This is a genomic window from Kaistella yananensis (assembly GCF_026107505.2).
Lineage (GTDB): Bacteria > Bacteroidota > Bacteroidia > Flavobacteriales > Weeksellaceae > Kaistella > Kaistella yananensis.
Genome location: NZ_JAPCHZ010000004.1, coordinates 274,853 through 295,970, shown reverse-complemented (window position 1 = coordinate 295,970; position 21,118 = coordinate 274,853). Strand labels below are relative to the sequence as shown.

Genomic DNA, 21,118 nt, shown 5'->3' with positions numbered 1-21,118 from the left:
TGTAATTATGAATTTGAACGAAAGAATATCAAAAGTGATCTCCTATTCGGAGTTATCTTCATCTGAATTTGCCGATGAGATTGATGTGCAGCGATCGAACATTTCGCACATCACTTCCGGCAGAAATAAACCATCACTTGATTTTCTCATTAAAATTAAAGAGCGGTTCCCCGAGCTACAATGGGAATGGCTTATTACAGGTGAAGGCGAAATGATCAAGAGTCCTGAAAAAGAACCTTCGCCCGAAGTGCAAAAACCCACACCACTTCCCGATTTGTTTTCTTTGATTGCAGATGAGAATTTTGGAATAACGGAAAAAGACGATAAGGTTACAAAATCTGTTTCGCCAGAATCGAATATTTCCCCCCAAGTCCCAGTTCAGGAAAAAATAGCCGATTCTCAGCGATTAGCTCCACAGGAAGTGAAAACCGAAACGCAAACATCTGTGAATGAAGCAAATAAGATAAAAAGAATTGTTTGGTTCTTTGAAAACGGAAAGTTCGAAAGTTTTGAACCTTAAAACATTTTTTGCAACTCACTTTCAGCTCTGAAATCAGCGAGCACTTTTTCAGCATAATTTTTGTAATTTGATTGGGCACAAAAAATACTTGAAATGAAACTCGCCGACCTTGCTAAGGAACTTAAAATATCTCCTGAAAGTATGATAAAATTCATTCAGGATTTTGATCTTGAACTTTCAGAATGTATTACGACAAATTTTAATGTAAAAGACGATTTTGCAAAGTTTGCAAGAGAAAATATTTCATTTTTAAAAAAATATGAAAAAGATCTTGAGCAAACCAAATCTGTAGAAGATATTGCCGGAACGATCAATCAAAGTCCTGAAAAAGTTGCAGAAATTATTAAAAGCGAAAAACCCAGACTTTTTGACAACGGAATGTACAAATCATCTGTCTCAAGTTTCGGAATCGATCATAAGTTAGGCGGCAATTACGAGTTTGTTTACAATTACTTCGGAAAAAAAACAAGCTTAAAAGAGCGGGATTTCATTGGCTATCGGGATCTTTTTTTTCATATTTCAAAAGAATTAGATCCTTTTATCAACAATACTCCACTTACCGATTGGGGAATTCATAAACCTGCAGGCATCATTCTTTACGGCCCGCCGGGAAGCGGAAAAATTTTCTGGGCCAATAAAATCGCTGAAATTATTGGTTACCAGTTTAAAGAAATAAAAAAATATTATCTCGGCACTTCCTTTGTTGACGGCCTCAAAACAAACTTTAATGATTTTCTGATTCAGATGCTTAAGGAAGAAAAAACTCTCCTCTTCATGGAAGATTTTGATGATATTATGCGTGAAAGAAGTGAGAAAAAAACGGTTTTATCCTGCGACGAAGAAACTAAAGAAATTGTTCTGAATTATATTAGCAGGTTCGAAGAAGAGGATTTGCTGATGGTAGGTTCCGCTAATTCTGTTGCTGATATCGACAAAGACATTCTTGCTCCGGGCAGATTCGATGTGGTAATTCCTGTATTTCCGCCCAATTCCCGGGAACGTTCGGAAATGATTTTATATTTTATGACCGAAAATCTTGCAAAAGATGCGCTTCTGATGAAAATATTAACTGCAAACAATGCAGATCATCTCCCGTTTTGGGAAGATATATCATCTAAAATGAAAGTTTTTTCGAATACAATGATCGTAGATTTTACGCAAAGTTTAAAAAAACGAATCAGAAATCAGTACTTAAAAGATAATTCTGAAAATATAAAGATCGACAGTAAACTGCTGAACGCTGCCAGACGCGATGCTTCAGCGAAGCTTACCGAAGAATACCTAAACCAGGTCGCACAGTTTATCAGCGATGTGTCCGTAAATAATTACGATGATTTCCCTAAAAGAATCGCTGCTTTAAAAATTGAACTTGAGTCTTATAAGGTTGTAGAAACTCCACGTAAATCTATTGGTTTTCAAACGAAAACTGATGAAAAAACAAATAAATAACGCATTAAATAACAATGGATTATTACCAATTCCATTTTAATTTTAAGATAGTGGCAGCAACACAGCGATTTCGTACACTTTTGCGGGTTTCAGATAGTGCCTGAATCCCGTATCTGAAGAGTGAATAATTTTGTATTTGGGTTCTGCATCTACAAAATAATGCAGGTTTTTTTCGATAAGTCTACCATCACTTGTGATTTCAGGATTATCATTACCGTCTCTGAAACCAATTTCCACTACCTTTCCGCCAAATTTTGCTGCGTAACTTTCGGCATCTGTATAGGTCGCAAACCTGTCACCAATTTTTGATGATCTATTTGGTAACTGCTTAATTTTTCTGAATTGAAGGTTTCCATGATCTGTGTTTTTAAATTGATAATCCGAGCCCAGTAATTTTGCCAAGACGGTGTAAAATTCAACTTTTAACACCGTTTTTAATAAAATTGTTATCTTTGAAATCTTATCAAATTTTATTCATGAAAAAAATCTTTTTATCCTTGGCAATCCTTTCATCCGTAATGATTTTCTCACAGGAAATCACGCTGGACAAAATTTATTCCGGATATTACCGTGGCAAAGGAATCTCAGGAATCGCTTCCCTGAAAAACGGCGAAAATTATGTGGTTATCGAACCAACTGGAATCGCTAAATATTCTTACAAAACATCCCAAAAAGAGGGCAATGTGGTAGACGGCAGATTTGAGTCTTACATTTTTAGTGATGATGAATCTAAAATTTTACTGCTCAAAGAAAGCGAACCCATTTACCGACATTCATTTCTTGGAAAATTTGATGTTAAAGATTTAAAATCAGGCAAAATAATCAACCTGAATAATGGCAACTTCGTTCAGGAGCCAACTTTTTCTCCAGACGGAACTAAAGTGGCTTTTATTGCAGAAAATAACTTATTTTATCAGGATTTAAGTTCTGGTAAAATCACCCAGATTACCAGTGACGGAAAGAAAAATCATATCCTGAACGGTCTTGCAGACTGGGTTTATGAAGAAGAATTCGGGCACGCAAAACTTTATGAATGGACGAAAAACTCTGATGCCATTGTATTTGTGAAGTCCGATGAAACCGAAGTTCCGGAAATGTATATTCCGATTTACGGCAAGCAGCTTTACCCATCGGAAATGCGTTTTAAATATCCGAAAGCGGGCGAAAAAAACTCTGTCGTTTCTGCACAGCTTTTCCGTTTGGATTCCGGAAAAACGACTGCGCTGAATTTATCGGCATTCAAAAATTACTACATCCCTAATGTGTACAAAACAGCGAAAGCAGATGAAATTATTCTGATTACTTCTGCTAGAACTCAAAACGCTTCTGATATTCTGAAAGTAAATACAAAGACAGGAAACGTTCAGAAATTATTTACAGAAACCGATGAAAAATGGGTGGATACAGATAATGTTACGCTTGAATTTTTAGATGACAACTCATTTATCTGGGGTTCTGAAAGAGACGGAAACCGTCACCTTTATTGGTACGACCAAAACGGAAAACTGAAAAAACAAATCACCAAAGGAAACTGGGAAGTAACTGATTATTATGGTTATAACCCAAAAACTAAAGAAGTTCTTATTCAAACCACCGAAAAAGGAAGCATTAATAAAGTAGTTTCTAAAGTAAATATCCAGAACGGAAAATCTACACTTATTTCTAATTCCGAAGGAAATAACAGGGCAAGTTTCAGTGGGAATTACAATTATTTTATTGAAACTTCTTCCACAGCGGCAAAACCTTTCACCTATGTTTTAAAAGACGGAAACGGGAAAACCATCAAAGAACTTCAGAACAACAACGAATTGCTGCAGAAACTTCAGGCAGATAACATGGTTACCAAAGAATTCTTCACGGTTCCGAACGAAGCTGGCGACCAAATGAATGCCTGGATGCTGAAACCGAAAGATTTTGATCCAAGCAAAAAATATCCGCTCTTTATGTTCCAGTATTCCGGTCCGGGATCGCAGAGTGTATCAAATTCCTGGGATGCAGGCAATGGATTATGGTTTAATCATTTGGTACAGAAAGGCTATATCGTTGTTTGTGTAGATGGTCGCGGAACCGGCTACAAAGGCACAAAATATAAGAAATCAACCTACATGAACCTTGGCAAATACGAAATTGAAGACCAGATTGCAGCTGCAAAATGGTTCGGAAAACAAACTTATATCGACAAATCCAGAATCGGAATTTTCGGCTGGAGTTATGGTGGTTACATGGCAAGTTTAGCATTGACTAAAGGTGCAGACGTTTTCAAAGCCGGAATTGCGGTAGCACCTGTAACCAACTGGAGGTATTACGACACCGTGTACACCGAAAGATTCTTGAGAACTCCACAGGAAAATCCTAAAGGATACGACGAAAATTCACCAACAGAATACGCAAATTTACTGAAGGGGAATTTCCTGCTTATTCACGGGACCGCAGATGATAACGTACATTTTCAGAATTCAATGGAATTTGCAGAAGCTTTGATTCAGAACAAAAAACAGTTTGAATTTATGGCGTATCCCGACAAAAATCACGGCATTTTCGGTGGGCAGACCAGACCACAACTTTATCAGAAAATGACAGATTTCATCCTAGAAAATTTATAAACTCTTAATATTTAAAAATGGCGACAAGCACAAACAAACACCCTAAAGGCTTACCCTATCTTTTCTTCACAGAAATGTGGGAAAGGTTCGGATATTATCTGATCCTCGGAATTTTCGTTCTGTATATGATCGATCCTACAGATACCGGCGGACTGGCTTTTAATGACAAAAATGCAGATGATATCTTTGGAACCTTCATTGCCCTCACGTATCTGACCCCATTTCTCGGCGGGTTTCTGGCCGACCGCGTTTTGGGCTATATCAAAGCGATTTATATCGGTGGAGCCTTGATGGGACTGGGTTATATCGGTTTAGGAGTTTTTAAGGAAATTCCGATGTTTTATACATCAATGGCGCTAATTATTTTAGGAAACGGATTTTTCAAACCAAGTATCTCTACCCTTCTTGGGAATCTTTACGAAGAAGAACCATATAAACTCAATAAAGATGCTGGTTATAACATTTTCTACATGGGAATCAACATCGGAGCCTTTGCATGTAACATAATCGCCGCATTTATGAGGAATAAATTCGGTTGGGGCGAAGCATTTATCACCGCCGGAGTTGGGATGTTCATTGGTTTGCTTATTTTCTCTTTGGGAAGAAAGCATATATTGAAAGCCAACGTTATGAAACCCGTTCAGGCAGGTGATACCAAAATTTCTGATGTTTTGGTTAAAGTTTTTGTACCTGCAATTATAGCGGGAATTATTGGTTGGGTTATTCCGGGAAATATCTTCGGAAGTGATTCTACCGATGCCTTTATCTTCGCATGTTTGCCTGTAGTTTACTTTTATGTGATGCTTTACGTGAAAGCAAATTCAGATGATAAAAGACCGATTGGTGCTTTGCTGGCAATATTTGCGGTAAGTTTAATGTTCTGGGCAGTTTTCAAACAAAATGGAACCGCTCTAACGAGATGGGCAAATTATTATACCGACAGAAGCGTGCCTGCAGTAGCTGAAAAACCTCTGGAAGCCATTTATCTGGTTGAAACTAAAGATTATACCTCAAAAGAGGTAAATGTTTACGATGACCAATACCAGGCTCAAAAAGACGAAGCTGGCAATCCGGTAAAAGAACAGGGAAAAGACATCTATTTCCGCAACGAAGTTTCTGAGAAGAAAGCAGCTATGGAAGCTAACCCTGAAGGTAAAGTTTATCTTTATAACACCGAATTGTTCCAATCTGTGAATCCATTCTGGGTAATTGTGTTAACGCCTGTTGTTGTTGGTTTCTTTATGTTCTTAAGAAAACGTGGCAAGGAACCTACAACACCCGCTAAAATTGTATTGGGTCTCTTCATTTCTGCACTCTCGTGTTTAGTGATGGTTGGAGCCGTGTATGCCGGAGATAATGGCGCATTCAAAGTTTCTGCACTGTGGCTTGTAGCTGCTTATGGGGTAATTACAGTCGGCGAACTTTGTCTTTCACCAATGGGATTGTCTTTAGTTTCTAAATTATCTCCACCGAGACTTACTGCCCTGATGATGGGAGGATTTTTCCTTTCGACCTCGATTGGTAATAAATTATCGGGAGTGTTGGCTAGTTTCTGGTACGATTATGAGAACAAGGCTAATTTCTTTATCGTAAATTTCGGTTTATTGCTTCTCGCTACCCTTCTTGGTTTATCTATTCTGAAAAGATTGAATAAAATCATGAAAGAAAAAGGAGTGAACTAAACCATTCTTTATCAATGTTTTTAAAGTGCCGGAGAAATTCGGCACTTTTCTGTTTTAAAAACTCAAATTTTCAGCCCTTGAAAAAGAAAAAAAACTATATTTGCTCATTAACAATTATTAACAAATAAAAAAATATGGACACAGCAGAGCAAAAAGGGCACCCGAAAGGACTCTATCTTTTGTTTATGACAGAAATGTGGGAACGTTTCTCTTATTACGGTATGCGTGCGATTTTCGTTTTATACATGACGAAAATGCTTTTAATGGATGATGCAGAAGCTTCACAAATCTACGGAAGTTATACCGGGCTGGTATATCTTACGCCGCTTCTGGGTGGTTATCTTGCAGACCGTTTTCTGGGTAACAGAAGAAGTATAGAAATTGGTGGTGTACTTATGGCACTTGGGCAGTTTGTAATGTTTTTCAGTGCTTCCACTTCAGGCAGTTCAGCAATTACGCTGATGTGGATTGGTCTTACCATGTTGATCATTGGGAACGGTTTTTTCAAACCAAACATTTCAACGATGGTGGGCCAGCTTTATCCGAAAGGAGACCGCAGGGTGGATTCTGCATTTACCATTTTCTACATGGGGATCAACCTGGGAGCTTTCTTCGCACCGCTTATTTCTGGTACGCTGGCTGAAAAAATTGACTTCAAATGGGGCTTCCTGGCGGCAGGTATTGGGATGGTCATCGGTTTGATAACCTTTATGCTTCAAAAAAACAAACTGCTTGTAGATAACGAGAACAAGCCAATCGGGATGCCAACCAATAAATTTGGTATTGCACAGCTTGGAATGGTTTTAGGCTCAATTGCAATTATTTTCTTCTTAATGAACTTTAAAACCATGTTCCAAAGCGATTTGGATATTATCGGATACCTCATTTATGGCGCTATGATTGTGATGCCATTAATTGTTCTTACCGATAAATCTTTGACTAAAGAAGAACGTGAAAGAATAATGGTGATTTTTATCCTCGCATTCTTTGTTATATTCTTTTGGGGAGCATTTGAGCAGGCCGGAGCTTCACTTACAATTTTTGCTGACAGACAGACCGACAGAACAATTTTCGGTTGGGAAATGCCTGCCAGTTACTTCCAGTCAGTAAACCCGCTGGCCATTATCATACTTGCACCATTGTTCTCTTCAATGTGGTTACGTCTCGGAAACCGCGGTATGGAGCCATCTTCGCCAAAGAAAATGGCCCTTGGTCTTGCATTGATTTCTTTAGGATACGTCGTTATTGCATTTGCTGTTTACGGTCTGGGAATGATGGACAAAGTTTCCATGTTCTGGTTGATCGCACTTTATGTAATTCACACAATGGGTGAACTTTGTCTTTCACCAATCGGACTTTCAATGGTGTCAAAACTTTCACCACTGCGTTTCTCGTCTCTGTTAATGGGAACATGGTTCCTGGCTAATGCTGCTGCAAACAAATTTGCAGGAACTTTATCAGCACTAATTCCAGGAAGTGGTGAAGAGGGCCAAGGCGCGAAAATCACTTATTTCTTAGGATTTGAAATCACCAACCTTTTCGATTTCTTCCTTGTATTTATTGTGATGTGTGGAGCTGCCGCTTTAATTTTGTTTGCAATGAGCCGTTGGTTAGAGAAAAAAATGCACGGAGTAAACTAGAACTAAGCGCATTTAATTATACTAAACCACCGATTATTCGGTGGTTTTTTCTATTTTCGTTAAAAATTATTCTAAAATGAATCTTACGTTAGAACAAATTCAGGATTTCAAAGGAAAATATCCCAAACAAATCTGGTCACTTTTTTTCTCGGAAATGTGGGAACGATTCTGCTTCTACGGAATGCGCGGAATGCTCGTTTTCTTCATGATTTCTCAGTTGAAATTCGGTGACGAGCAGGCAAATCTTCAATACGGGGCAACCCAGGCATTTGTGTATGCATTCACTTTTGTAGGTGGTCTTTTTGCGGATAAAATCCTTGGTTTCCGTAAATCCCTGTTCTGGGGTGGGGTTTTAATGATTGTAGGGAGTTTGATTCTCGCGACTAATCCTCATGATTTTTTCTTTCTCGGAATCTCTTTCACCGTGGTAGGAACCGGATTCTTTAAACCTAATATATCAACCATGGTTGGGAAACTTTACAAAGCCGGAGATTCCCGTACCGACGCTGGTTTTTCGCTGTTTTATGCAGGAATTAACCTTGGTGCCCTGCTCGGCGGATATTTGTGTATCGCGATTGGAAAAGGCGAAATGCTTTCAGGTTTTATTCCTGAAGATAAAAGATGGAATGTTGCATTTGGTTTAGCAGCAATCGTAATGGTAATCAGCTTGATCAATTTTGTTTTCACCCAGCGAAGTTTAGGTCCTATTGGTCTGATGCCCGAGCGAAAACTTGCAGACGGAACTGTAGTTTCTATGGAAAAATGGAAAGTTTACGGAGTTTACGCTCTTACTTTAGTTTTTGTTCCGTTGATTATGACCATGGTTTCTGTGCCGCAATACACCGATTATTTTATGTGGACCGTCGGTCCGTTGACCCTTATTTACCTGTTTTATGAAATGACGAAAGTGAATGTTGCAGAAAGAAAAAAGCTAATTGCAGCCCTCGTTTTCATTATATTTTCTATTATATTTTGGGGAATTTATGAGCAGTCGGGAGGTTCCTTAAGTATTTTCGCAGCAAATAATCTGAATAAAGATTTGCTTGGCTTGGATCCTAACGGAGTAAACAATTCCGGAGGTGCATTTTTCATTATTTTTCTTGCCCCACTTGTCGGACTGTTCTGGATTTGGCTAAGTAAAAAGAGACTGGAACCAAACACGATTATTAAGTTCGGACTCGGTTTTATATTCCTCGGTTTAGGATATTACGTATTATTTGCTACCAGATTTTTTGCTGATTTGCAAGGAGTTACTTCTTTAAATATTTTTACCATCGCATTGCTTGTGATAACTTTTGGGGAATTATGTTTGTCTCCGATCGGACTTTCAATCATGACCAAACTTTCCACCGAAAAACTGCAGGGAATGATGATGGGAATGTGGTTCCTTGCTTCCGCTTACGGGCAGTATGTAGCCGGAATTATCGGTGCAAACATGGCAACCGCCAAAGAAGGTTCCACCAATATGGATGCACTTTTAGCCTATACAGAGGGTTACAAACAGTTAGGGCTTTATGCCGTAATCGCGGGTGTTGTACTCATCATTATCTCACCGCTCGTGAAAAAACTAATGCAGGAAGTGAGATAGTGCTTTAACAAACCTCTATATTTTCAATCAAACCACTGATGAAAAAATTAAACTTTTTATTTTTCGTTTTAGCCATTTCTTTTGCCTCAGCACAGGTTAAGTGGATGACGCTCGAAGAAGCGGTGGAAGCACAGAAAACAACGCCAAAAAAAATTCTGATCGATTTTTATGCAGACTGGTGCGGCCCATGTAAAATCATGGAAAAAGAAACCTTTAATCACCCCGTCATCGCAAAATCTCTTAAGGAGAATTACTACGCCGTAAAGTTTGATGCAGAAAATAAAGAAAATATTACTCTTTTTGGCAGAACATTTTCAAATCCAGGATTCGAAACCGGAAAAAGAAAAAATTCAATGCACGAATTCACCAAGTTTATGAATGTTGTTGCTGTTCCCACAACGGTTTTTCTGGATGAGCAAAGCATGCCGATTACCATTCTGCAGGGTGCGCTCACGGCAAAAGAACTGGAGCCCTACATTCAGTTTATCGCGAACGACGACTATAAAAAGATTACAACGCGTGAGCAGTGGGAAAATTATCAAAAAAAATTTAGATCGAGCATTAAAAACTGATTTAGATATTGAAGATTAAAGACTTTCAGAAATTTTTTGGAAGTCTTTTTTATTTTACCGAAATTCGCTCGCCAACGAACATCTCAATCCTCAAAAGAGAAAAAAAATTAAGATCTGACATTAGAAACTTCCATAGAATTCTTAAAAGGAATCGGTCCTGAACGAGCCAAATTCATTAAAAATGTCTTGGGAATTTCCACTGTGGAGGATTTACTCACTTTTTATCCGTTGCGCTACATTGATAAAAGTAAAATTTACAATATTGGCGATCTTGCTGAAGAACCCGAAGCCGACATTCAACTGAAAGGAAAAATCACTGAAATTCAGGAAATATCTTACGGTAATGGAAAAAACCGGATGTCAGCCAAATTCCGTGATCAGACAGGAACATTAGAACTCGTTTGGTTCCGTTATTCAAAATGGATGAAAGAGCAGATCCCGCTGAACAGGGAAATCTTTATTTTCGGAAAGGTGAGTTTATTTAACGGGATCTTTTCAATGGCACATCCGGAAATTGAAACGGATGAAAAAAAAGCGCTTTCGGGTTCACTATTGCCTATTTATCCTGGCAGTGAAAAACTCGCAAAAAGAGGGATCAACAATAAATTTTTCCAAACGGTTCTTTCAGAAATCACGCTTAATTTACCATCGTTAATGCAGGAAAATATGCCTGATTCTTTAATAAAATCATTAAAATTAATCGGCAGAATTCCCGCTTTTTATCATATTCATTTCCCTAAAGATTTTCATCATTTCGAACACGCAAACCGCAGACTGAAGTTCGAGGAAGCCTTCTTTTTTCAGCTGGGTTACGGATTAAAAAAACAATATCAGAAAATATCTGTCATAGGAAATCCATTCCCTAAAATCGGTGAAAACTTCAATAAATTTTACAGTCACAACCTGCCTTTTGAACTAACAAACGCCCAAAAAAGAGTGCTGAAGGAAATACGCACCGACATGAAAAAACCAATCCAGATGAACCGTCTTTTGCAGGGTGACGTAGGTTCGGGAAAAACAATGGTTGCGCTTCTTGCCATGCTGATAGCAATGGACAACGGTTTCCAGAGCTGCATGATGGCTCCTACAGAAATTCTTGCGCAGCAACACTTCAATTCCATTAGAGAACTGCTCGTAAATACAGACATTAATGTGCGGCTTCTCACCGGTTCCACAAAAACTGCAGAAAGAAAGATCATTCACGCGGAACTGCTTAGTGGTGAACTTTCAATTCTTGTAGGAACCCACGCAGTACTCGAAGATATTGTTCAGTTCAAAAATCTTGGTCTTGCTATTATTGATGAACAGCACCGGTTTGGTGTTGCGCAGCGGGCAAAACTTTGGGCAAAAAATAAAATTCCACCGCATATTCTGGTGATGACTGCAACACCGATTCCCAGAACTTTGGCAATGAGTTTTTACAGTGATCTTGATGTTTCCGTAATCGATGAAATGCCGGTGGGCAGAAAACCCATCATTACCGCTCACAGACGGGAAAAAGACAGGCTTTCGGTCTTCCGTTTTGCGAAAGATGAAATTGAAAAAGGAAGACAGATTTACTTCGTTTATCCTTTAATTGAAGAATCTGAAACACTCGATTATAAAAATCTGATGGAAAATTTCGACCATATTGTCGCGTTTTTCGAAGGAAAAAATGTCACGATGCTCCACGGCAGGATGAAACCCGCTGAAAAAGAAGCTGCAATGAGTTATTTCGCTTCCGGAAAAGCCGAAATTATGGTGGCGACAACGGTAATTGAAGTCGGAGTAAATGTCCCGAATGCATCGGTAATGATTATTGAAAGTGCTGAAAGATTCGGTCTTTCGCAACTTCACCAGCTGCGTGGGAGAGTCGGACGTGGTGCTGAACAAAGCTTCTGTATTCTCATGACTTCGGATAAACTTTCTACAGAAAGCCGGACGCGGATTAAAACAATGACAGAAACCAACGATGGGTTTAAAATTTCTGAAGTCGATATGCAATTGCGCGGTCCAGGTGATATTTTGGGAACACAGCAAAGCGGCGTTGTAGATTTTAAAAAACTCGATTTAACCGCCGACGGAAAAATCATTAAAGCTTCTAAAGCCGCAGTAGACCATCTTCTGAAAAAAGACCCGCATCTTCAGAATCCGGAAAATGCCGGTTTAAAGAACTACTACCTTAAACTTTATAAAGGAAAAAACAAGTGGAGCCGGATCTCTTAACGTTTACTTTGAAATCATTGGTGGTGGCGGAGATTTATATTCCACAGTCTCTTTAATATCTTCTTTTGGAGTAACTGAAATTCCGTTTATCAGTTCCTGAACAGCACCGAAACTCTGTTCAAAAACCTTCTGCGAAGCGAATCCTACCACGCCGGCATAACCGTCGCTGTTGATAGAATAATTTCCGGCATACTCGAAATCCATACCTTTTGTATTGGCTGCGTAGCGAATGTAGAGTACTTTCATTCCGTTTACAGTACGGTATTCCGATTCTTTTAAGCGGAAATAATCTACATTCCTGTTAACATTTTCGATGATAAGATCCTTCAGGTTTTTCAAAGTGGCGATCTGCACTTTTTCAGTAATCATAAAACCAAAATATCCATCGTTACTGTTTCTTTCAGCAAAGAAATATTCTACATGCGGACTGATATTCTGTGTGGCAAGTTTCCATTTTTTAGGATCGAAATATACGCCTACATCCATTTTTTTACTTTTGATCAAGAAACTTGCGGTTTTGGGTTTTTCAAACACATCATTGTTGGTAACGATTGTTTCCAGAACTTTTGCGTCGCTTTCATTTACAAACTTCCAGGTTCCGTTATCAAAAAGTACGACCTCCTTACCCTCTTCAGTTAAAGCTTTCTGCTGCGAAAAAAGGGCGAAAGGCAGTAGTAAAACAGCGAATGTAACTATATTTTTCATCGAACTAAATTACAAATTATTTTACCGACAGCATTACTTTTTAAATTATACATTACCAGCGAATATAACTTTCCGAATATCTAAAAAAATTAAATACTTTTGTTTTCATGAATAAACTTCTATCCTTCCTTTTATCGTTTCTTTTTCTGAACGTTGCCGCACAGTCGAAAATTACCGTTCTGAAAGCCGGTGAAGGCACGCCAATTACTAATGCAACAGTTTCCTGCAACAAGAAAATTTTAGGAAAAACCAATGCGCAAGGCGTTCTTCAGTTCCGCACAAAATGTAAGAAAGTGGATGTAGAAGCTCCTGGTTATTATGAAGATGAAGCTGTTGTGGATCAGGTGATGGAAATCGCGCTTTCAAAAACAGATCCGAAAACCCAGTCGATTGAAGCCGTGGTTATTAATGACAAAAGCGATCCTTTAGCCCTGGAAATTCTTCAGAAAGTAAATGACAACTACCAGAACAATTCCCCCCAAAGCCTGGACTCCTACTCTTTTAAATCATACGAAAAGATTTCTTTAGATATTGATGAAGACAGCATCAAACATTACAATGCCTATCTCGAAAAAAGACTTGATTCTTTAAAAAAACTTCCTGAAAAAATACAGACTGCAGAGAAGAAAAAGGACTCCACAGAAAGTGTAAATGTGATGAAACTGATGAGTTCGAGTAAACTTTTCCTGTGGGAAAGAGCATCCGAATTTCTATTCTCTAAAAAATATGGTGAAAAAATTAATATTCTCGACAACCGCGTTGCAGGGCTGAAAGAGCCGATTTATGAAATGATGACCCTGCGCTCCAACAGAAACCGAATCCCAAGAGAAATACGCGAAGAAAACCGCACACTTTACCGCTTCTTTTTAACAGATACCATCGAAATTGAAGGACGACAGAATTATGTTATCCGATTCCGGCAGGTTGATTACAAACAGCCGGTGAATAAACGAAAATTCAATGGTTACCTGTATGTTGACACCCAAACTTTTGGGCTAAAAAAAATTGAAAGCAACAGCAAGAAAAAAAGTGAAGGAAGCATCACCAGCATCTGGAAACCGATTGATAACAAATGGTTTCTCAGCAAAGAAAATTTGAAGATAAAAATGGGTTCCACGGTTTTCGGCAACACAAAAACCGATGAAAAAAAGGACAAAGATTCTGTAAACAAAAACCTTCAGAAATTTGGGAATTATGTCTTTATGGTTGCCGATTATTTCGATTTTAAAACCCAAATCAGTGAAAACAAAAAAGATTTCGCAGGCTACACCATGAGCGTGAAAAATTCCGACGGTAAAATTTTGGATACATTCCGTACAGATTCGTTAAGCGCCCGCGAAAAAATAACCTACGAAAAAATCGACAGTGTAGGTAAAAAATACAAACTCGACCAGAAATTAAACGCATTCACGGGATTAATCAAAGGAAAACTCAGGCTTGGCAAAGTAGATCTGGATGCAGCGCAGCTTCTTAAATATAATAAATACGAAGGAGCGCGGTTAGGAATTGCCGCCAAACTAAATGAACGCTTCCATCCTTATCTCTCGCCAGATGCGTACCTTGCATACGGTTTCAAAGACGAAGGCTGGAAGTACGGTGCCGGAATCGATGTAAAAACAACACTGAACAAAAACTCGTTTTTCCGCGCAGAATATTATAATGATGTAATGGCTGCAGGACGTTTCAGCGAAAATCTCTGGAATTTCAAAATGAAAATCATGAACTCCGGAATCGATCTTAAAAACGACAGGTTTTACCGTTACGAAGGTTTTAAAATCGCCTTTGAAAATGATTTAAGCAATGCTTTAACATTCAATATTTCGGCTAAAAAAGATATTGAAGAAACCACTTTCGATTATAATTTCATGAATCTCGGACAGAAATTTGAAAATTTCGCTTCCAAAATCACCCTGAAATATGCGCCAAAATCTAAAAACATCATGACGCCTTCCGGAAAATTTACTTACGAGCAAAGCTTTCCGGAGTTTTACATCAATTACGAACAGGGAATGCAGGCTCTTGGAGGCGATTTCAAATACAGCCGGTGGGATGCACTTGCACAGCATAATTTTAAGACAAAAGCAGGCGTTACCGGAATCCGGGTTTACGGAGGATTACTCACTGGCGACGCACCCATTTGGCATCATTTCGCGATGAATGGTTTGGGCAGCGGGAAAGACAGTTTTAACTTCAATCTCACGTCTTTCCTCGGTTTTGCAACCATGGAGGGCGGAAAATATTATAACGACAAGTTTGCCGGATTCTACTTTACGCACAGGATTCCGTGGTATTTCAAAACTTTTGGAAAAAACACCTCGAGTTTCGATGTGGTGTACCGCGGAATTATTGGCGACATGAAAAATCCTGAGTATCACGGTTTCGAATTCCAGAAACTCGATCATCTTTATCAGGAAATCGGGCTCGAGAGCAATCATTTTCTCGGCACGCCTTTCAATCTTGGTTTTTTCTACAGGGTTGGTCACTACTCGACTTTACCGTTTAAAGAAAATTTTGCAGTTCAGCTGAAATTCAATTTCTTAGGATTTTAATTTGGGCGTAACCCTCGCCAATGCTTTTCCCACGACTCGGGTCGCTACGTCCGTTACAATCTTTTTTTGTTGCGGCGGCTTCGCCGCCGCAACAAAAAAAGGATTTCCTCTCCCATCGCTTACGCGGGAAGCGTTGTAAAACACTATTTTTGCAGCAATAAAAATCAGGATTAATCATGAAAATTATTCAGATCAAAGCATCTCAGTTTTTCGAACTGCTGAAAATGAAAGACACTTCAATGTGGGAAATCTTTGCACAGATGATCGATGGCGAAGAAAAAGAACTTATCTTTTTAGATGACGAAGAAAAAATACTTTTCAATTATATTTTGCCTAAAAACCTCGAACAACTTAACAAAGACCGCGAACAGTTTGCAAAAGAATACGCCGAAAAACTCTCCAGCCTTAATTAATTTTCAGGAATTCATCAACCGTTTTTTTCGCCTGGGCAACATCATGTACACGGAGTATTTTGGCTCCTTTTTCGAGCATTTGAAAATGAAGTTTCTGCGTCTCTTCATTAATTTCGAGCGGCTGTTTTCCTAACGGTTTATAAATAAAAGATTTTCTGGAAATACCAACCAGCAACGGATGTTTTCCAAAACCGATGTACTGAAGCTCATCAATCATCTGAAGCTGTTGCTCGACTGTTTTTCCGAATCCGAAGCCCGGATCCAGAATAATATCTTTCACCCCAAACTTCTTTAATCCCAATATTTTTTCTGAAAAATATTGATTGATGTTTAAGATGATGTCGTCTTCAATTATTTTTTCATGCATCGATTGGTAAGTCGGATTTACGTGCATCAGAATGTAAGGAAGTCCGGTTTTTCCAACAGTTTCGACCATTTTCTCATCAAACATTCCGCCGGAAATATCGTTGATAATATCTAAACCTTCATTAAAACCGAATTTTACGGTTTCTGCATAAAAAGTATCGAGGGAAATTAAGGTTTCAGGAAATTCTTTTTTTATCAGAGAAATCATGTTTCCAATCCGTGAAATCTCTTCCTGAGCCGACAAAAACTGTGCATTAGGTCTTGTAGACTGCGGACCGATGTCAATAATTTCTGCGCCTTCTTTCAGCATTTTTTCAGCCTGTTTCAAAGCTTCTTTTTCTTCATTGAATTTTCCGCCATCAGAAAAAGAATCGGGCGTAAGGTTGAGGATTCCCATGACTTTCGGGACCGACAAATCGATCAGTGTTCCACGGCAGTTTATAGAAAAATGAGAATTTTTATGGTTAGCAGATTGAGTTTTCATACGCGCAAATTTAAGGAATATGTCGATGAAACTTCAAACTTTCGGCTTCCCTCTTCCCTCCAAAATTCTTATCTTTGAAAAGTTTAGAAATTTTATGCAGAAAACATCAAAACAGTTCGACGAAGTCATCCGCGTTTGCCGCGATTTATTTAGTAAAAAACTCACCGATTACGGCGCTTCGTTCCGGGTGCTGAGAACTCCTTCACTCACCGACCAGATTTTCATCAAAGTAAAAAGTTTAAGGAATTTTCAGACCACAGGAATCTCGAAAGTTGGTGAATCCGAGGAAGAAAATTTCATTGCCATCGTCAATTATTCCATCATTGGTTTAATTCAGCTTGAAAAGGGGTTTGCCGATGATTTTAAGCAGGATAAAGCTGAAATTCTGGCACTTTACGACAGATTTGCTAACGAAGCAAAAGAATTGATGATGCGGAAAAACCACGATTACGGGGAAGCGTGGCGCGAAATGAGAATTTCTTCGATCACCGATTTAATTTATCAGAAAGTACTGAGAACCAAACAGATCGAGGATAACGCCGGCGAAACTCTGGTTTCCGAAGGAATTGATGCAAATTATTTCGACATGCTGAATTATGCAGTGTTCTGTCTGATTAAGTTTTCTGAACAGCAAGAGAAATTTAAACCACAAATCATTTAAAATGAAACATATTTTACGAATTGTTGTTGCATCGATTTTTATTGCTTCCGGTTTTGTGAAAGCGGTAGATGTGGTGGGTTTTTCCTTTAAGCTTGAAGAATATTTTTCGCCGTCGGTTTTCAACATGCCTTTTTTTGAGAGCCAGGCCTTGCCTATTGCCATTTTTGTCGTTGCTTTGGAACTTATTTTAGGCTTCATGCTCTTACTGAAAATACGTTTGAAGTTTACACTTACCGCACTTATTGCGCTTTGCGTGTTCTTCGGATATTTGACTTTTTATTCGGCTTATTTCAATAAAGTGACGGATTGCGGGTGCTTTGGTGACGCTATTACCTTTACTCCGTGGGAAAGTTTTGTGAAGGATTTAATCCTTCTGTTTTGGTTGCTGATGCTTTGGTTCATGTACAGAAATCAGTTTCAGCTGCTTCAGGCAAAAAGACAGACCAAGTATATTGCGCTTTCAGTTTTTGTACTTGCAATGGGGCTTATTACACTTCATGGCATTCTACATGAACCTTTAATCGATTTCCGCGATTACAAAATTGGCACGGATTTGAATACTGAAAAAGCCAATATTGAGAAAAATCCCTCAGAATATAAAACTTTTTACAGCCTTAAAAATGATACTACCGGTGAAAGTGTGGAACTGAACCAGGATCTTTATGTTGCAGATAAAAAATATTGGGAAGAAGGCTCTCCATGGAAAATTGAACAAGCAAAAACGACTTCTAAAATTGTAAAACAGGGATACAAATCTGAGATTTCAAAATTCAAACCTGAATCTGTGGAGGGTATTGATTTAACCCCCGAAATTTTAAAGGCAAATAAAGCCATCCTTATTTTTTCTTACAAACCCATGGAGGCTGATAAAAATATTCTTACTAAATCTGAAGCGAAAGCAAACGCCCAAAAAGACGCTCTAATCCTGGGAATATCTACCAATCCTACGACTTTTAAAACTATACAAAATGCAGTGATGGACGGTACTGCGATAAAAACAATCGCGAGAAGCAATCCTTTTGTATTAATTTTACAAAACGGCAAAATCGTGGATAAAATTCCGGCCAACGATTATATCAAACCTTAAAAATTTAAATACAATATCAACAATGCAAAAGTCTAATAAATCAATCGCAGGTTACCATCTTTTAATGATCTTATCATCAGTTGATGGTGAATTTGCACCCGCTGAAGGTCTTAAAATTCAGGAATATTTAGCGGAAGAATTTCCTTTTAAAATGAACCTTGATAACGAACTGGATGCAATTGCGGTTTTGCAGCCTGAACAGTGGAAAGACCATTTCGAGTTTCATGCACGATGCTTTTTTGATGATTCTACAGAGAAAGAAAGAAAAGATTTTCTGCATTTCTCGAAGTCTTTAATAAAAGCTGACGACGAAGTTACCGAGCGCGAGCACCATTTCTACAGGTTGCTGAAAAACATGTGGTTTCCGTCATAAATTCAGGATCATAAAACTCAGAAAATAGCCATGAAAAAAACAATTACCACATCATTACTTACCATTACGTGTATGATGAATGCCCAAATCTGGCCCGATGCCAAGCCTCCCATTGCCGAAAAGCAAAATCACATCCGAGAAATTCACGGTGAAAAAGTGAACGATCCGTATTACTGGATGATCGATTATTTCAAAAAAGGAAAAGATTCTACCAAAGTTGTAAACTACCTTACCGCCGAAAATGCCTACCTCGAAACGATGATGGCGGATACCAAACAGCTGCGCGACAAACTTTATCAGGAAATGAAGGCAAGGATTAAGGAAAAAGACGAAAGTGTTCCGGTTTTCAAAAATGGTTATTATTACTATTCGCGCACCGAAACTGGCAAGCAGTATTTCAAATATTGCCGCAAAAAAGGAAGCCTTTCCGCTCCGGAAGAAATTCTGCTCGATGTAGACCAACTGGCCGAAGGAAAAGCTTATTATGCCGCCACCGGCTTCAGCATTTCGCCCGATAATTCCAAATTAATCTTCGGGGTTGATGATGTTTCGCGCCGACAGTACAGTTTGTTTTTAAAGGATTTAAAAACAGGAAAAATCACTGATTTAGGAATTAAAAACACCGAAGGCAACGCAGTTTGGGCTGCCGACAACCAAACAATTTTTTATACGGCTAAAAATGATGTCACCCTTTTATCTGAAAAAATTAAAAGACACACTTTAGGAACCGATCCATCAAAAGATGCGGTGGTTTACGAAGAAAAAGACAACACCAACTATATTGGAGTCGGTAAATCGAAGAACGAAAAATACATCATGATTTATTCTTCAGCGACTACCAGTTCAGAGGTTCGCTATCTGCCGGCCGATAATCCTAACGGAGGTTTCAAAGTTTTCCAGCCCCGGATGAAAGATGTTCTATATGACATTACTCCTTTGGAAGATAAATTTCTGATTACCACCAACAAAGACGCTTTAAATTTCAAAGTAATGGAAACGCCCATCAACAAAACGGGTGTTGAAAACTGGAAAGATTTAATTCCGCACCGCAAAGATGTGCTGATGTTGGGAATTGATGAGTTTAAAAATTTCCTTGTATTTTCTGAGAGACAGAACGGGCTTTCGCAGCTTGTCATTCAGGACAGAAAAACACAGAAAAAAGAATTTCTGAAGTTCGATGAACCCACTTACATGATCCGAAGCATGAACAATCCGGAATACAATACCGATAATTTCCGTTTTGCATATACTTCGATGATTACACCCAGTTCGCAATATGAACAGAATCTCGTAACTGGTAAAAGAACATTGCTGAAACAACAGGAAGTTTTGGGCGGATATGATAAAAACCTGTACACCACAGAACGGGTTTTTGCCACCGCAAAAGACGGAACCAAAATCCCAATTTCTATGGTTTATAAAAAAGGATTTGAGAAAAACGGAAAAAATCCGCTGTTGCTTTACGGTTACGGTTCCTACGGAAACTCGATGGAAGCTACCTTCAGCTCTACAAGACTGAGTTTGCTCGACCGAGGTTTTGCTTTTGCGATTGCACACATCCGCGGCGGACAGGAAATGGGCCGACAATGGTATGAAGACGGAAAAATGATGAAAAAAATCAATACTTTCACGGATTTTATTGATGCAGGAGAATTTTTAGTGAAAGAAAAATACACTTCACCGGAACATCTTTACGCACAGGGAGGTTCCGCAGGTGGTTTGCTGATGGGTGCAGTGGTAAATATGAAACCCGAGCTTTGGAAGGGTGTTATTGCACAAGTTCCTTTCGTGGATGTTGTGAATACCATGCTCGACGAAAGCATTCCATTAACTACAAATGAATACGACGAATGGGGAAATCCAAACAATAAGGATGCATATTTTTACATGAAATCTTACTCTCCTTATGAAAATATCCAGAAAAAGAATTATCCGAATATTTTGATTACTACAGGATTACACGATTCTCAGGTACAGTATTTTGAGCCTGCAAAATGGGCAGCTAAACTAAGAGATCTGAAAACTGATAAAAACGCCGTACTGCTTAAAACCGAAATGGCTTATGGTCATGGCGGAGCTTCAGGAAGGTTCGATTACCTGAAAGATGTGGCTTGGGACTATGCGTTTCTTCTTAAACTGGAGGGAATAACTAAATAACTTAAATTATCCAAAGCGGACTGATTGTAATCATTCCGCTTTATTTTTTTTATCACCGAATATT

General features: G+C 38.6%; 17 protein-coding genes. 14 read left to right on the top strand and 3 right to left on the bottom strand.

Going from position 1 to position 21,118, the window contains the following annotated elements; genetic code table 11:
- Positions 1-7 precede the first annotated feature (7 nt).
- Entirely contained in the window at positions 8-520 is a 513-nt protein-coding gene (locus OK344_RS08350) for a helix-turn-helix transcriptional regulator (protein ID WP_265144364.1), read from the top strand.
- A 93-nt stretch (positions 521-613) separates the two neighbouring features.
- Positions 614-1,969: an AAA family ATPase gene (locus OK344_RS08345; RefSeq protein ID WP_265144363.1), complete on the top strand. Its 1,356-nt coding sequence runs from the start codon at positions 614-616 to the stop codon at positions 1,967-1,969.
- A 42-nt stretch (positions 1,970-2,011) separates the two neighbouring features.
- Here OK344_RS08345 and OK344_RS08340 read toward each other — a convergent pair whose 3' ends face one another.
- Complete coding sequence (locus tag OK344_RS08340) at positions 2,012-2,371, bottom strand: hypothetical protein (protein ID WP_265144362.1); 360 nt, start codon at positions 2,369-2,371, stop codon at positions 2,012-2,014.
- Positions 2,372-2,445: 74 nt separating this feature from the next.
- On the opposite strand from OK344_RS08340, the gene OK344_RS08335 reads away from it, so the two are divergent.
- From OK344_RS08335 to recG, 6 genes are all read left to right on the top strand, one after another.
- The gene (locus tag OK344_RS08335) at positions 2,446-4,572 is read left to right on the top strand and encodes a S9 family peptidase (protein WP_265144361.1); all 2,127 of its coding nucleotides are present in this window, start codon (positions 2,446-2,448) and stop codon (positions 4,570-4,572) included.
- Between the two features lie 17 nt (positions 4,573-4,589).
- Positions 4,590-6,254 carry a peptide MFS transporter gene (locus OK344_RS08330; protein ID WP_265144360.1) on the top strand — a complete coding sequence of 555 codons (1,665 nt, stop codon included), beginning with the start codon at positions 4,590-4,592 and terminating at the stop codon, positions 6,252-6,254.
- Positions 6,255-6,388: 134 nt separating this feature from the next.
- Positions 6,389-7,894, top strand: a complete 1,506-nt coding sequence (locus OK344_RS08325) for a peptide MFS transporter (RefSeq protein ID WP_265144359.1) — start codon at positions 6,389-6,391, stop codon at positions 7,892-7,894.
- Positions 7,895-7,970: 76 nt separating this feature from the next.
- A complete protein-coding gene (locus OK344_RS08320) occupies positions 7,971-9,482 on the top strand; it encodes a peptide MFS transporter (protein ID WP_265144358.1) in 1,512 nt (503 codons plus the stop codon).
- 38 nt (positions 9,483-9,520) lie between these two features.
- Positions 9,521-10,054, top strand: a complete 534-nt coding sequence (locus OK344_RS08315; protein ID WP_265144357.1) for a thioredoxin family protein — start codon at positions 9,521-9,523, stop codon at positions 10,052-10,054.
- 114 nt (positions 10,055-10,168) lie between these two features.
- Positions 10,169-12,259: an ATP-dependent DNA helicase RecG gene (gene recG, locus OK344_RS08310; protein WP_265144516.1), complete on the top strand. Its 2,091-nt coding sequence runs from the start codon at positions 10,169-10,171 to the stop codon at positions 12,257-12,259.
- Between the two features lie 3 nt (positions 12,260-12,262).
- On the opposite strand, the gene OK344_RS08305 is transcribed toward recG, so the two are convergent.
- Positions 12,263-12,964, bottom strand: a complete 702-nt coding sequence (locus OK344_RS08305) for a hypothetical protein (RefSeq protein WP_265144356.1) — start codon at positions 12,962-12,964, stop codon at positions 12,263-12,265.
- A gap of 107 nt (positions 12,965-13,071) precedes the next feature.
- On the opposite strand from OK344_RS08305, the gene OK344_RS08300 reads away from it, so the two are divergent.
- Both OK344_RS08300 and OK344_RS08295 read left to right on the top strand, forming a co-directional pair.
- Complete coding sequence (locus tag OK344_RS08300; RefSeq protein WP_265144355.1) at positions 13,072-15,513, top strand: DUF5686 family protein; 2,442 nt, start codon at positions 13,072-13,074, stop codon at positions 15,511-15,513.
- Positions 15,514-15,689: 176 nt separating this feature from the next.
- A complete protein-coding gene (locus OK344_RS08295; RefSeq protein WP_265144354.1) occupies positions 15,690-15,926 on the top strand; it encodes a hypothetical protein in 237 nt (78 codons plus the stop codon).
- Here OK344_RS08295 and folP read toward each other — a convergent pair.
- Positions 15,919-16,776, bottom strand: a complete 858-nt coding sequence (gene folP, locus OK344_RS08290; RefSeq protein WP_265144353.1) for a dihydropteroate synthase — start codon at positions 16,774-16,776, stop codon at positions 15,919-15,921. The two genes, OK344_RS08295 and folP, sit on opposite strands and share 8 nt — an antisense overlap.
- A gap of 94 nt (positions 16,777-16,870) precedes the next feature.
- Here folP and OK344_RS08285 point away from each other — a divergent pair, with 94 nt between their 5' ends.
- The 4 genes from OK344_RS08285 to OK344_RS08270 are packed head-to-tail and all read left to right on the top strand — an operon-like array spanning position 16,871 to position 21,054.
- Positions 16,871-17,437 carry a DUF1599 domain-containing protein gene (locus OK344_RS08285; protein ID WP_265144515.1) on the top strand — a complete coding sequence of 189 codons (567 nt, stop codon included), beginning with the start codon at positions 16,871-16,873 and terminating at the stop codon, positions 17,435-17,437.
- A gap of 1 nt (position 17,438) precedes the next feature.
- A complete protein-coding gene (locus OK344_RS08280) occupies positions 17,439-18,524 on the top strand; it encodes a BT_3928 family protein (protein WP_265144352.1) in 1,086 nt (361 codons plus the stop codon).
- 22 nt (positions 18,525-18,546) lie between these two features.
- Positions 18,547-18,897 (top strand): tellurite resistance TerB family protein, encoded by a 351-nt coding sequence (locus OK344_RS08275; protein ID WP_088469265.1) that lies wholly within the window; start codon positions 18,547-18,549, stop codon positions 18,895-18,897.
- Between the two features lie 30 nt (positions 18,898-18,927).
- Positions 18,928-21,054 (top strand): S9 family peptidase, encoded by a 2,127-nt coding sequence (locus tag OK344_RS08270; RefSeq protein ID WP_265144351.1) that lies wholly within the window; start codon positions 18,928-18,930, stop codon positions 21,052-21,054.
- The last annotated feature ends 64 nt before the right edge of the window (positions 21,055-21,118 follow it).